Source organism: Lichenibacterium minor (genome assembly GCF_004137685.1).
GTDB lineage: Bacteria > Pseudomonadota > Alphaproteobacteria > Rhizobiales > Beijerinckiaceae > Lichenihabitans > Lichenihabitans minor.
Map to the genome: position 1 here is coordinate 1 of NZ_QYBB01000067.1, position 13,967 is coordinate 13,967.

The 13,967-nt window shown below is 71.7% G+C and carries 9 protein-coding genes, 1 tRNA gene and 1 pseudogene; 8 read left to right on the plus strand and 3 right to left on the minus strand.

The genetic code is table 11. From position 1 onward, the window contains the following. Positions 1-100: 100 nt before the first annotated feature. From D3273_RS25500 to D3273_RS25510, 3 genes are all read right to left on the minus strand, one after another. Positions 101-2,131 (minus strand): site-specific integrase, encoded by a 2,031-nt coding sequence (locus D3273_RS25500; RefSeq protein WP_129229776.1) that lies wholly within the window; start codon positions 2,129-2,131, stop codon positions 101-103. Positions 2,132-2,247: 116 nt separating this feature from the next. Beyond that, positions 2,248-2,321: transfer RNA gene (locus D3273_RS25505), tRNA-Gly, on the minus strand. Between the two features lie 87 nt (positions 2,322-2,408). After that, positions 2,409-5,252 carry a tetratricopeptide repeat protein gene (locus tag D3273_RS25510; RefSeq protein WP_129229777.1) on the minus strand — a complete coding sequence of 948 codons (2,844 nt, stop codon included), beginning with the start codon at positions 5,250-5,252 and terminating at the stop codon, positions 2,409-2,411. Positions 5,253-5,632: 380 nt separating this feature from the next. Here D3273_RS25510 and D3273_RS25515 point away from each other — a divergent pair, with 380 nt between their 5' ends. The 8 genes and pseudogenes from D3273_RS25515 to D3273_RS25550 all read left to right on the plus strand — a co-directional run. Continuing rightward, on the plus strand, positions 5,633-6,046 hold the full coding sequence (locus D3273_RS25515) for a MerR family transcriptional regulator (RefSeq protein ID WP_129229778.1): 414 nt from the start codon (positions 5,633-5,635) through the stop codon (positions 6,044-6,046). A gap of 154 nt (positions 6,047-6,200) precedes the next feature. Continuing rightward, positions 6,201-6,866, plus strand: coding sequence for a 2-hydroxychromene-2-carboxylate isomerase (locus D3273_RS25520; protein ID WP_129229779.1), 666 nt, complete (start codon positions 6,201-6,203; stop codon positions 6,864-6,866). A 153-nt stretch (positions 6,867-7,019) separates the two neighbouring features. Next, entirely contained in the window at positions 7,020-8,522 is a 1,503-nt protein-coding gene (locus D3273_RS25525; RefSeq protein WP_165359695.1) for a UbiA family prenyltransferase, read from the plus strand. After that, the gene (locus tag D3273_RS25530; RefSeq protein ID WP_129229781.1) at positions 8,519-9,844 is read left to right on the plus strand and encodes an FAD-binding oxidoreductase; all 1,326 of its coding nucleotides are present in this window, start codon (positions 8,519-8,521) and stop codon (positions 9,842-9,844) included. The genes D3273_RS25525 and D3273_RS25530 overlap by 4 nt, the downstream gene beginning before the upstream one ends. Then, on the plus strand, positions 9,841-10,644 hold the full coding sequence (locus tag D3273_RS25535) for an SDR family NAD(P)-dependent oxidoreductase (protein ID WP_129229782.1): 804 nt from the start codon (positions 9,841-9,843) through the stop codon (positions 10,642-10,644). The genes D3273_RS25530 and D3273_RS25535 overlap by 4 nt, the downstream gene beginning before the upstream one ends. A 5-nt stretch (positions 10,645-10,649) precedes the next feature. Next, positions 10,650-11,603, plus strand: coding sequence for an NAD-dependent epimerase/dehydratase family protein (locus D3273_RS25540; protein ID WP_129229783.1), 954 nt, complete (start codon positions 10,650-10,652; stop codon positions 11,601-11,603). A gap of 2 nt (positions 11,604-11,605) precedes the next feature. Continuing rightward, complete coding sequence (locus D3273_RS25545; protein WP_245501390.1) at positions 11,606-12,907, plus strand: NAD(P)/FAD-dependent oxidoreductase; 1,302 nt, start codon at positions 11,606-11,608, stop codon at positions 12,905-12,907. 887 nt (positions 12,908-13,794) lie between these two features. Further along, positions 13,795-13,967, plus strand: a pseudogene (locus D3273_RS25550) (IS630 family transposase); the annotation flags it as partial.

Consider the following 13,967-nt stretch of genomic DNA (forward strand, 5'->3'; position numbering starts at 1 on the left):
GCCGTCGTCGACCCAAAAATCCAACCGCTTCCCGACGCCCGCGACACCACACCAGCCCAGGGGAGGTGAGCAATTACCCACGGGCAGGAGCCAGCTCGTTTCAAGCAGCCTTGATAAGTTCCGGCCGATGTAGATGCGACAAGTCGAGGCCATCTACGCGCACCCTCCCGAGCGCCTCGTGCAGAACCGCGATGGGGAACAATGTGCCGTCTACAACGCCGTAGCCGGCAGTCACATCCTTGTTGGCGTGTCCAACAAGCGCCTTGATGAGGTCCCGATCCACCCCCGCCGCGCGCAGCCGCGCCACAAACAGGTGCCGGAAGCTATGAAACGTCTTCCGGGGCGACTTGGTCACGTGCTCGTCCGTGTGCCGCGCCCAGAATGTGCTCCATGCTTTCGTGGTCCGGCCGCGGTAGGCTTTCAGTTCGGGGAAGAGACGCCTGAAGCCGTCGCGCCTGCGCTGCGACACGAAGTTCAGAAAGCCGCATCGCACCAGTTCGGGATGCACAGGCACGTAGCGCCGTGCGGCCGCGGTCTTGACCGCCTTCCCCGGTTCCTCTTCGTCCCACCAGGCCTCTCGGTCAGCGGCGTCCTCGTCGTCCGGCAGATCGGTGATGTGAACGCACCACAGGCCCTCGATCTGCTTGATATCCCCTACCAGCAGTTGCCCGAGTTCCTCCAGCCGCGCTCCGGTGAACAGCGCCAGGGCCGGCAGCCAGTGCGCTGCGCACCCGCAGCCGCTGATCGGGATTTCGATCGGGGCCACGTAGACCGACGTCGAGAAGATGCGCCGGAGGTCCTCCAGGTTGTACGGCTCGCGCTTGACCACGTCCGCGTCGGTGATCCTCAGGCCCATCTTGCTGCAGGGGTTGACGGCGATGTGCCCCAGCTTCTCGGCCATCGACAGCGCGGCCGACATCGAGCCTAAGCCCTTGGCGTTCACCGTGCGCCTGGCGAGCCTGGGCTGCTTCAGGTTGGCCGGTTTCTCGCCCCACGCGATCCGCTCCGTGAGAGACGCCCGGCGGATGGCATGAGGCACGTTGCGAGGGCAGCGCTCTAGCAGATCCATGAAGTCCTTCAGTACCGGCTTGGTGATTTGATCGACCGGCAGGTCGCCAAACTTGCTGATGAAGTACCCCGTGTAGAGCGCGTTGTCGTCCTGCTGCTTGTCGAGCGGCCTTTCCTCCTTGATCCAGCGTTCGCGCATCGCGGACAGGAGCGGCATGTTGATATCAAACGTCTCGGACCTCGACCCGGGCGCCACCACAGGCGGACGAGCAGGCGTGTCGATGGCGGCGCCGGCGTCCCTAGACCTGACGGCCTCGAGCCCATTGACCGTGGTCCTGAGCAGCGCCAGCGCCAGAGCCCGGCGGTCGGGGTGGCCGTGCGGCAGGTCGAGACCGTTCTCCGCCAGGCGCAGGTCCAGCTCGCTGGAGATGGTCGACGTGGTGCAGGTCGCGGTGAGTGCCGCATTCTGCTCAGGCGTGAGCCGCGAGATGCGCCCCGCCGCGAGGTCGCTAATGGCGGCGATGAGACGCTGGTCGGTGACCTCGCCCTCCTCGATCTCCGTATCGAGCGTGCCGGGCCGGCGGGAGACGAGGGCTGCCTTGGCATCGCGCAACCTGAGATCGTCGGCGAAGCGGCGGGCATCATCGACCGGATCGAGCGAGGCCGTGCGGCTGGCGTTCCGCATCAGTCGCACGACGACGCCCGTCAGGGGCGACGTGAAGGTCGGGTCGATCCAGCACTGATCGTGCTCGGCCAAGAGATCGTGCCTGGCCTGCGCCGCGATCGTGTCGACCGCGCCGACGGGCAAGCGCTGCACCGTCTTGCGCTCACGGCCTCGCTGTTCCTTCTCCGCGGCCAGCACCTGTCCCATCTGGACCAGCGCCTCGACCTGCTCGTGAACGCGGTTCCACCGGACGCGCGCTGTGGCCTCGTCGCCGGTCGCGAGCGACACCTTAACGGTCGGCCGGCCCTCGAGCTTGTGGATGCCCTCCTTCCAGGGCAGCACGACGTCGCCCGTTATGAAGGCGGCGACGGCAGCCGGCACGTCGCGGTGATAGCAGAACTTACCCGTGTCGGTCCGTCGGACCAGGAACGGTAGACCGGTGGTGCTCGACCGCGGCATGGGGGCGCCTTACGCTGGATTCTTACCAGGATTCCTACCGGTTTCCGCCCGGAATCGGGCAGTCGGCGGCAAGAACGTGAGACGACGGTAGGGAAAACAGCGCTCTAGCGCAAAAATGGAGCGGGTGAAGGGAATCGAACCCTCGTATGCAGCTTGGGAAGCTGCCGTTCTACCATTGAACTACACCCGCGACGCCGACGTTCATAGCCGGGACGCGCCGAGACCGCAAGGCCTCGCGCGGCATCGGCTGCCGCCCCCATCGCGGGCGGCGGCCGTATCACAGCTGGCTCAGCTTGGGGCCGGCGGCTGCGGGGACGCGGGGGGACGCGCCGTCCCATCCGCCCGCCGGCGGGGCGACGTCGTTGGCGGTGGGCGCGGCCGTGGCGGCGTGGAAGGCGTCCGCCGCCGCCTTGGCGGAGGACAGGGCTTTGGCGTCGAGCTTGGCAGCCACTTCGTCGCGCTTCTTGGCGGCGTCCTCGTCGCCTCCCGACGCCGCGATGGCGAACCAGGTGTAGGACTGCGGCAGGCTCTGCTCGATGCCGAGGCCGCGGGCGTAAAGGATCGCCAGGTTGAACTGGCTGTCGCGCACGCCGTAGGTCGAGGCCTTGCCGAACCATTGCGCCGCCTTGGCATAGTCCGGTTTGCCGACGGCGCCTTCCGCCGACATCACGGCGAGGTTGTGCATGGCCCGGATGTTGCCGGCGTCGGCGGCCTTGCCGTACCAGCCCAGCGCCAGCGCCGGATCGCGGTCGACCCCCACGCCCTTCTCGTAGGCCGAGCCGAGGCGGTAGGCGGCGGGCGCCGAGCCCTGGGCCGCTGCCTTCTCGAACCAGGCCACGGCCTGCTTCGGGTCGCGCGACACGCCGCGGCCGTCGGAATAGCGCTGGCCGACCTCGTATTGCGCGCCGGCGTCGCCCGACGCGGCGGCGGTCCGCAAGCCTTCGGCGATGCCGTCGGCCGGTGCCGGGGCCTTGGTGCCCGTTACGAAGGTGGGCAGGGGTGCCGGCCCCGGCGCCGACGCCGCCGGCAGCACCGCCTTCGGCAGTTCGGCCTGCTTCGACGTTGCGGCGGCCGGCGTCGCCGCGCCGCTGCGGGCCGGCGCGGCGGCCTCGCTGACGCGGGTCGCCTCGGCGGAACCGGCGCTGAGCTTGACGACTTCGAGCGCGCCGACGAGCAGCACCAGCGCGGCGAGGCTGAGCAGGATGGGGCGACGGCGCTGGGCCAGGAAGCTCCTGGCCCGGCCGAGCGTGCCGCTGCCCGGCGCCGCGGAGGCCGCACGGTCGCGAGATGCCGAGGGGCGCGGGGCGGGGCGGCGCTCGACGGACTTGATGGCGGCCGCCGACGCCTGGGCGGCCTGGGCGGCGCGGCGCGCCGCCGCGATGAAGCTGGCGGGGCCGTCGTTCTCGACGACCGGGGTCGGAGCCGAGCCTTCGGGCTCGGGCTCGACGCGCGGCTCGGGCTTCGCCGTCTGCGGCGGGAAGCCCCGCCCGAGGCCGGGCTCGATCAGCTCGTCGACGGGCTCGCGCGGACCGCGCCCCGCCTCGGCGGCGGCCGGCTCGGGCGCCCCGGCGCGGGGGCGGCGCGGCTCCTCGAAGGTCGGCGCACGGGCGGGGATGCCCGCCATCCGCTGGGCGAGGCGGTCCATCGCGATCTGGATGTCCGACAGGGCCGACTGCGTGCGGCGCTCCGCGGTGTCCTGCAGGGCCCGGATGTCGTCCAGGCTGCGCGCCATCTGGTCCACCGCGGCCGAAGGCACGTCGGACGCGCGATGGGCGAGGTTGGGGTTCTGCAGCGCAGCGCGCAGCGTGTCGCGCGCGGCGGTCCGGGCCGCCGTCTCGGCCGCGTCGATGGCCACCTGCCGGGTGACCTCGAACTGCGAAAACAATTCGCCCAGCGTGTGTTCGACGCCGTCGAGCGCCCGCAGGCTCGCCTCGGAGCGGTCGAGCCGCTCGCTCAACCGGACCAGCTGCGCCTCGACCGCCTGCACGCCGCGCGGGTCGAGCCCAGCGGCTGCGCCGTCGATCTTGGCGGCGGCGGCGCGCACGGCGGCTTCGAGCTGGTGGAAATCCGTCGTGGCTTCCCGCGCCTGGCCGATCCTTTCCGACAGGCCGCGGACGAGCCCTTCGAGCGGACGCGTGTCGACCGCCGATGCGGCGAGCTGGGAGCGCAGCGAGGCGTGGATCTCGTCGACCCTGCGGCTCAGGCCCTCGATGAGGCCGGACGGCCCCCCCGCGTCGAGCCCGCGCTCGATGCGGTCCGTCATGGCGCCGAGCCGCGTTTCCAGGGCCGCCATCGTGGCGCCGGGATCGAAGCCGTCGAGCAGCGCCCGGACTTCGGCCATCGTGGCGCCGAAATCGGGCGGGGCGGCGGCGGCCGGCTCCGGCAAGGCGGCCAGCCTGCCGAGCCGGGCTTCGAGGGAGGCCACTTGGCGCTCCACCGCATCGAAGGGCACGGAGCGCGCCGTCGACGCCTTGAGGAGGTCGCGCATCTCGCGGGTCTGGTCGCCGATGCGGGCGAGGGCGTCCGGGTTCGGCAGGGCCGCCCCCATGCCGTCGACGGCGCGGCCGATCTGGCGGATCTCCTGCCCGAGCGCTTCGACCTTCGGGCCGGCGTCGGTGGCGTGGATGGCGTCGCGGAGGTCGCGCGAAAAGCGGGCGAAGGTTTGCGACACTTCCGCGGACAGGTCGATGCCGGCGCGGCGGAGGCCGGACGGCTCGCGCGCAGCCGCGGGCTGGGACGGCGCGACGGTGGGGGGAGGCGGCGCGGCGCGGCCGGGCTCCGGCGGCGGCGCGAGGGTGGGGGCGTCGGTCGGGGCGGGCAGCTCGGCCGGCGCGGGGGCGTCCCCATCGAGGTCGGCCTGGCGGCGCGCGATGGCGGCGACGGCGTCGCGCAGCGCGTCGACCCGGCCCGGGGCGACCGAGGCCTGGTCCGCACCGGCGTGCCCGACCGCGCCCGACAGCCGCTGGAGCTGGGCCGCGATGGCCCTCATCTCGGCCGTGTGGTCGACGCGGCCCCGGGCCGCCCCGGCCAGCGCGACGGCGTCGTCGAGGCGGTCGCCCTCGGGCTGGCCGGGGCGCCGCAGGGGGCCGGCATCCTTGCTCAACGGAACCGTTCTGTTCATCGTCGCACCCGCAGACCGGACCCGGTCCCCTTGAAGCCTGTCGGATCGGGACAACCCGATGGACCGCCGCCGCGCACCCCGGCGATCGCTCCCCGTTGGGCCGGCGCCGGACTCGCGGTCGAAGACCGGCTCGGCCGTCAACGCTCCGGACGCGAATCCATCGCCGGCCGCCGCACGAGGAAGCCCGATGAGGAGGAGTTTCGAATCTCTCGGTAAACAGGGAGTTAAGCCGTTCGAAAATGGCACAGGGCGGAGCCGCGGGCGCCACGGCCGCCGGTCGCATCTTGCGGGGTCGAGTGGCAACTGATAGTTGATCCGACATCGGAGATTCGAAGGGTCCCGCCGCCTTTCATCCCTTCGGGCCATCACAGGTCGCGACCATGAGCATCATTCCTTCTTTCGCGGACGGCGCGCCGGCATCGGGGTCGGCGCCCCGCCCAGACGGCCTGCTCGGCATCGGCGAGATGGCCCGCGCGTTCAACGTCAGCCAGCGGGCGCTGCGCTTCTACGAGGACCGGGGCCTGTTGACGCCGTGGCGGCACGGTGCGTCCCGGCTGTACGGCGCGGGCGAGCGCCGCAAGCTGGAGCTGATCCTCCGCGGCAAGCGGCTCGGCTTCACCCTCGCGGAGATCGTCGGCTTCGTGGCCGGCAAGGGCCCCGCGGAGGACGCGCTGGCGCTCGATCCGGAGCAGATCGCGCGGCAGATCGCCCATCTGCAACGCCAGCGCGACGAACTCGACGCCGCCATCGCGGAGTTGCGCGCCACGCAGGGCCGGGCGCCGCCGCGCGGCTGATCCCCGGCGGAGCGGCGCGCCATGCCGGCTCCGGCGCCAGCCCCGTGGCGACGATGCGCTTTTCGCGGGGGCGAGCTGTTCCCGCACGAACGATGGGGCTACGCTCCGCCGAGGTGCCGACGCGGAGCGGCCGCGGCGCACCGGAGGGGGGACCATGGCCGACGCGGTGCGGACCATCGACTGCGTGTTCACGATGCTGAGCCCCTGGGCCTACATCGGCCACCGCGCCTTCCTGGACATCTGCCGGCGCAGGGGCGCGGCGGTGCGCTTCCGGCCCGTGTCGCTGGCGTCCGTGTTTCCCGAGTCGGGCGGCCTGCCGCTCGCCCGGCGGCACCCTTCGCGGCAGGACTACCGCCTCGTCGAGCTCCAACGGTGGCGCGAGCGGCGCGGCCTGTCCTTCCGCCTGCACCCGCGCTTCTGGCCGTTCGATCCCGGCCTGGCCGACCGCATCGTGGTGGCGATGGGGCTGGCCGGGGCCGATCCGGAGGGCTTCATCGCCGCGGGGTTCTCGGCCTGCTGGGAGGGCGAGCGCGACCTCGCCGACCCGGGGGACCTGTGCCGCATCCTCGACGATGCCGGGCACGACGGCGCGGCCCTGCTGGAAGCCGCACGCGCCGAGGCCGTGGCGGAAGCCTACGCGGCCGACACGCGCCGCGCGCTGGCCGAAGGCGTCTTCGGCTCGCCCTCCTACATCCTCGACGGGGAAATCTTCTGGGGGCAGGACCGGCTGGATCTGCTCGACGCCGCGCTGGCGAGCGGGCGCGGGCCCTTCACGGCCCGCGAAGCCGCGGCCCTTCCGATCCCGAACCCGATCGTGTAGGACACCGCGGCGGGGCCGCCACGAGGGCCGCCGCGTCATCGAGGGCTCAGGGATCTGCCGGCACGGGCGCTGCGGCGGCCCGGGTCCGGGATCGGTGCGGCGGGGACGGACGTTCCGCGGCCGCCGGTGGGCCCCGAGGAGCGACGGCGAGCCGTGCAGGCGATCGACATATCCGGGCGCCCAGAGCCCCAGGCGGACCACGCGGCCGGGCGGCCGCCCGCGCCCCCGATCGCCAGCCCCGCGCTGGTGATCGACCTCGACCGTGCGCTGCTGCGCGCCGAACCGTTGCACGAGCGGCTGTTCGCCGCCCTGAAGTCCAATCCGCTGTCCGCGCCCGCGCTCGCCACCGCGGCCCTGCGCGGCCGGGCGGCGCTCGACGGCGCCGCTGCCGACGCCGCGGGAGCCTTCGACCTCGACGCCTGCCCGCGCCGCGATGCCGTCGAGGCGCTCGCCACCGGGGCCAAGGGGGCAGGCCGCGCCGTGACCTGGCTGTCGCGCGAGGCCCTCGGCGGCGGGGACGGCGACCTCGCGCGGCTGACGGACGGCGGCGCGGGGGCTCGCCGGCCCGACGCGTCGCCCGACGCGGAAGCCCGCTCCCTGCAGGACCGCCACCCCGACGGCTTCGCTTACCTGGGCCGCTCCGACGCCGACCTGCCGATCTGGCGCGCCGCGCGGGAACGCTTCGGCGTCGACCTGTCTCCCGCCCTGCGCCGCCGCGCCGAGGCCGAGGGGCTCGGCATCGTCGAGCTCGGCCGCGCCCCATCGGTCGGTCGGGCGGTGCTGCGCGGCATGCGGCCCCACCAGTGGCTGAAGAACCTGCTCGTCTTCGTCCCCTTCGCGCTGTCGATGGGCGAGTTGCATCCCCGCGACGCCGGCGTGGCCGTGCTGGCCTTCGCGTGCCTCTGCGCGCTGACCAGCGGCACCTATCTCGTCAACGACCTGTTCGACATCGATGCGGACCGCCGCCATCCCCGCAAGCGCAAGCGCCCGATCGCCAGCGGCGACCTGCCGGTCGCGACCGCCTGCGCGGCCGCGGCGGCGCTGATCGCGGGCGCGCTCGCCTGCGCCTGCCTGCTCCGCCTCGCCTTCGCGGCGGCGCTCGGCACCTATCTCGTCATCACCCTCGCGTATTCGTTCCGGCTGAAGAAGATGGCCATGGTGGACGTGCTGGTGATCGCCATGCTGTTCACCCTGCGCATCCTGGCCGGCATGCTGCTGGTGAGCGAGAAGCCGTCGCACTGGCTGCTCATGTTCTCGATCTTCTTCTTCCTCAGCCTGGCGTTCATGAAGCGCGAGGTGGAGTTCGGGGTGGTCCGCCAGGCCGGGCGCACCACGCTGTCGGGGCGCGGCTACGACCTCGACGACCGGCTCTACGTGCTGTGCTGCGGCCTGTCGTCCGGCATCGCCTCGGTGGTGATCTTCTCGCTCTTCATCACGGCCACGATCGAGCGGCAACCGTTCAACTACCGGTCGCCCGAGCTGCTGTGGGGCGTGATGGGCCTGCTCGGCTACTGGATCCTGCGCATGTGGATGCTGACCACGCGCGGGCTGATGAACGACGACCCGATCCTGTTCGCGGCGCGCGACCGCACCAGCGTCGTGCTCGGCGCCGCCTGCGCGCTGCTGGCCGTCTGCGCGCAGGTGGTCCGCCTGTGACCGACCCGTTCGGGACCGCCACGACCTCCTGGGGCCGGGTGTCGCACGCGCGGAGCCGCGTCGCCGAGCCCGCCCACCTCGACGAGCTGGCCCATGCCTTCAGGGCCGGGGACGTCCACGCGCTCGCCCACGGCATGGGGCGCTCCTACGGCGACGTGTGCCTCAACGGCGGCGGGCACCTGCTGCGCACGGCCCGGCTCGACCGCATCATCGCGGCCGACTGGTCGACCGGCGTGGTGCGCGCCGAAGCCGGGCTGACGGTCGGCGGCCTCCTGTCCGTCTGCGTGCCCCGCGGCTGGTTCGTGCCCGTGACGCCCGGCACCAAGTTCGTCACCCTCGGCGGCGCCGTCGCCAACGACGTCCACGGCAAGAACCACCACGGCATGGGCACCGTCGGGTGCCACGTCCGCGCGCTCGGGCTGATGCGCGGCGACGGCGAAACGCTGGAGATCGGGCCGGGATCGCGCCCGCACCTCTTCGCCGCCACCGTCGGCGGCCTCGGCCTCACCGGTCTGATCGCCTGGGTGGAGATCCAGCTCCAGCCCGTGTCGTCGAGCGACTTCGAAGCGCAGACGCTGCGGCTGCCCGACCTCGACGGCTTCTTCCGCACCGCCGAGGACAGCCACGACTGGCCCTACACGGTGGCCTGGGTCGACTGCCTCGCGGCGGGCCGGCGCCTCGGACGCGGCCTGTTCAACCGCGGCCGGCACGCGTCGGGCGGCCCCCTCGTGCCCCACGGCGAAAAGGCCCGGCTGAAGGTGCCGCGCGACGCGCCTTCGGCGCTGCTCGGGCCGCTCACGGTGCGGCTGTTCAACGCCGCCTATTCGCGCCAGCCGGCGGGGGGCGCCGCCGCGCGCGTGCCCTATGGCAAGTTCCTGTATCCGCTCGACGGCATCACGGATTGGAACAAGCTTTACGGCGGCCGCGGCTTCTTCCAGCACCAGTCCGTGGTGCCCATGGCGGCGGCGCCCCGGGCGCTGCAGAAGCTGCTCGAGCTCACGTCGGCCGAGGGTCAAGGCTCCTTCCTCGTGGTGCTGAAGCTGTTCGGCCCGCGCGCGTCGCCCGGCATCCTGTCCTTCCCGCGCGAAGGCGCCACCTTCGCGCTCGACCTGCCGAACCGCGGCCCCGGCACGCTGCGCCTGCTCGACCGGATGGCCGAGGTGGTGCTGGCGGCCGGCGGCCGGCTGTATCCGGCCAAGGACGCCACCATGACGGCCGAGCAGTTCCGCGCGGGCTTCCCGCGCTGGCGCGAAGTCGAATCCTATCGCGACCCCGCCATCTCGTCCGACTTCTGGCGGCGCGTCACCGGAGACACGGCATGAGTTCCCAGATCCCCGCGGCGGCGGCCCCGGGCCCCGGCGCGGGCAAGACCGTGCTCGTGCTCGGCGCCACCTCGGCCATCGCCAACGCCTACGCGCGCCAGCGCGCCGCGGCGGGCGCCCGCCTCGTGCTGGTCGGCCGGCAGCAGGCGCGGCTCGACGCCATCGCGGCCGACCTCCGCGCGCGGGGCGCCGGCGACGTAGCCACGGTGGCGACCGACCTCGCCGACATGGCCGATGCCGAGCCGCGCTTCGCCGGCATGATCGCCCGGCTGGGAACGCCCGACGAGGTCCTGCTGGCCTACGGCGTGTTGGGCGAGCAGGCGGCCGCGCAGGACAGCGCGGAAGAAACACGGCGCCTGATCGACGTGAACTTCACCAGTGCGGCGCTGTGGCTGCAGCTCGCCGCCAAGGCCCTGACCGAGCCGCAGCTGATGGCGGACGGGCGTTCCCGGACGCTGGTGGTGATCGGCTCGGTGGCGGGCGACCGCGGCCGCCAGTCCAACTACGTCTACGGCGCCGCCAAGGCCGGGCTCGACGCCTTCGCGGAAGGGCTCGCCCACCGCCTGCACGGCACCAACGTCAAGGTCGTCACGGTGAAGCCCGGCTTCGTCGACACCCCCATGACGGCCCACCTCGACCGCTCGGGGCCCCTTTGGGCCAAGCCCGAAGCCATCGCGGGCGCCATCGACCGCGCCGTGGCGAAGGGCCAGCGCATCGTCTACGCGCCCTGGTTCTGGCGGCCCATCATGACGGCGGTGCGCTTCGCCCCCCGCCCCCTCTTCTACAAGACCAAGCTTTGAGCGCCGTGACCGACACCCCCCCCTCCCCGCGCGGCCGGATCGTCGTCACCGGCGCGGCCGGCCTCGTCGGGCAGAACCTGATCCCGCGGCTGAAAGCCCGCGGCTTCACCGACATCGTCGCCATCGACAAGCACCGCGCCAACACGAAGACGCTGGCGGCGCTGCACCCGGACGTGCGCGTCGTCGAGGCGGACCTCAGCCGCGCCGGCGGCTGGGAGGACACGCTCCTGGGCGCCGATGCCCTGGTCCAGCTCCACGCCCAGATCGGCGGGCTCGACCCCGCCGTGTTCGACGCCAACAACGTGAAGGCGACCGAGCGCGTGCTGGCGGCGTCGCGCGCCGCCGGCATCGGCTACCTCGTGCACATCTCGTCCTCGGTGGTGAACTCGGCGGCGGTCGACCTCTACACCGAAACCAAGAAGGCCCAGGAGAAGCTCGTCGACGCCTGCCCGATCCCCCACGTCGTGCTGCGGCCGACGCTGATGTTCGGCTGGTTCGACCGCAAGCACATCGGCTGGCTGGCCCGCTTCATGCGCAAGGTGCCGGTGTTCCCCATCCCCGGCGACGGCAAGTTCCGGCGCCAGCCGCTCTATGCCGGCGACTTCTGCTCCATCATCATGAGCGCTCTCGAGCGCCGCACCACCGGCAGCTACGACATTTCCGGGCTGACCACGCTCGACTACATCGACATGATGCGGATGGTGAGGACCGCCGCGAACGCCAAGGCCAGGATCGTCACGATCCCCTACGGCCTGTTCCGGCGGCTGCTGCTCACCTACGCGCTGGTGGACAAGAACCCGCCCTTCACGGCGAACCAGCTCGCGGCCCTGTCGACGCCCGACCTGTTCGACGTCATCGACTGGCCCGGCATCTTCGGCGTCGTGCCGACGCCGCTGGCCCAGGCCTTCCACGAAACCTTCAACGACCCGCGCTTCGCGTCGGTCGCGCTGGACTTCTGATCATGCGAGTCGTCGTCGTCGGCGCGGGGGCCATGGGCCTCGCCGCCGCCTATCAGGCCGCGAAGTCGGGCCATGCCGTCACGGTCGTCGAGGCCGGCGCGGAGGCCGGCGGCATGGCGGCCCATTTCGACTTCGGCGGCCTGTCGCTGGAGCGCTACTACCATTTCGTGTGCCGCACGGACAAACCGACCTTCGACCTGATGGCGGAACTGGGCATCGGCGACCGCATGGTGTGGAAGCCGACCACCATGGGCTATTTCATCGGCGGCAAGCTGCACAAGTGGGGCGACCCCGTCTCGCTGCTGCGCTTCCCCGGCCTCGACCTCGCGTCGAAGCTCCGCTACGGCGCGCTGATGTTCCTGTCGTCGAAGCGGCCGCGCTGGGACGCGCTGGAAACCACCTCGGCCAAGGACTGGATCACCCGCTGGTGCGGGCGCGCCGTCTACGACAAGCTGTGGCACCCGCTCTTCGCGCTGAAGTTCTACGAACACGCCGACGACGTGTCGGCCGCCTGGATCTGGACGCGCATCCGGCGGCTCGGCAATTCGCGCCGCTCGATGATGCAGGAGGAGCTCGGCCACATCGCGGGCGGCACCGCCACGCTGGTCGACGCACTGGTGGCGAAGATCCGCGCGCTCGGCGGCGAAGTGCGCCTGGGCGAGCCCGTGGAGGAGGTGGTGGTGGAGCGCGGCCGCGCCACGGGCGTGCGCACGGCGGCGGGCACCATCCCGGCCGATGCCGTCATCTCGACCGTGCCGACGCCGCTCGTGTCGCGCATGGTCCCGGGACTGCCGGCGGAATCGAAGGCGCAGTACGACGCCATCCAGAACATCGGCGTGGCCTGCCTGGTGTTCAAGCTGAAGCGCTCTGTCACGCCGCACTTCTGGGTCAACATCGTCGAGCCCGGCGTGCCGATCCCCGGGATCATCGAGTTCTCCAACCTGCGCGACACCGGCGACACGGTGGTCTACGTGCCCTACTACATGCCGACCACGAACCCGCGCTGGGGCTGGTCCGACGCGGCGCTGCTCGACGAGGCCTTCGCGGCCATCCGGCGCGTCAACCCCGCCGTCACGGAAGCGGACCGCATCGACGGCCACGTGGCGCGGCTGCGCTACGCCCAGCCGATCTGCCCGCCGGGCTTCGCCGCATCCATCCCGCCCGTGCAGACGCCGGTGCACGGGCTGCAGGTGGCCGACACCTGCTTCTATTATCCCGAAGACCGCGGCATCTCGGAAAGCGTGCGCCTCGGCAAGGCGATGGCCGACGCGCTGGGCTACAACGTGCCAGGCTTCCAAGGTTAGATCAGCGCGGCCGTTGCACGATCCGATCGGCCGCTCGCATTAGGGGGGCCCCGGCGAGCTCAGGGTATCTCGACCGACTTACCGCAGACAGGCCGTTCAGCCCGCCAGGGTACAATGAGCAGGGTTAAGGTACGGGCGCCGCCGCTCGAAGGCGGCAGTGACAAGGGGATGTCGAACCCGCTGCGGCCGACTGACACGTGCAAGGCTTTATCGACGTCGTCGCGCTGGATGGACTGGCGCCCGAAGCCGACGACGCGGTCTTGCGCGGAACGGTCCAAGACGACTGCGAAGCCGTCTCCGGTCGGCATCTCGGGATTGAAAGCCCAGCCCTCGACACCGGTCACTCGCGATCCGTCTCGCTCGATGCCAAAATCTGCTGAGCATTGGCTGATTGCGCTGATGTCGATGCCGACAAGAAGGTTCGATGGTGGTCGGTAGATCCCGCCAAATAGCGCTGAGAAAGGTCCGAGCCTTTCCGCCGCGAAAGCACGGACGACCTGTCGGATGGATGAAGGATCTGGGTACACGAGGCGGAGCACCCCGTCGTCGAACAGCCCCTGGGTCAGAGCGAAGCCCGCCCGGTCCAATTGATCCACGCGGCCACGCCATTCTTGGCGCGACGCGGTCGATAGGCTGGCCAGCAGCGACAGCGCTGTCCCGGCGGCCAGCAGGGCGGAGCCGAATGCGAACCGCATTCCCGGAGCAGAAAGCCAAGCGCGGCTTTGGCGCCACACTACGATAAGGAGCGCTGGCTGGAGCAAGAGGGACTGCAATGAGTAACGGGAAGCGACAGCGGATGCCACGCCGAAGCTAGCGCGGCCGATGGCCGTGAGGAGCGCGTTGGCCACCAGCAGCAGGGCGACGCTGGCCGCGAACAGCGCGATGCCACGCTGTTCGCGGCGCTGAGCACGCGGAAGGGCACCGTGTTCGGCCGCTGTGCGCCGCGCCATCGACACCAGGAATTCATCGCCTTCCTCGACCAAATCGAGGATGCCGTGCCGGCCGGCAAGGTGATCCATGCCATCATGGACAACTATGCCACCCACAAGCATCCCGAGGT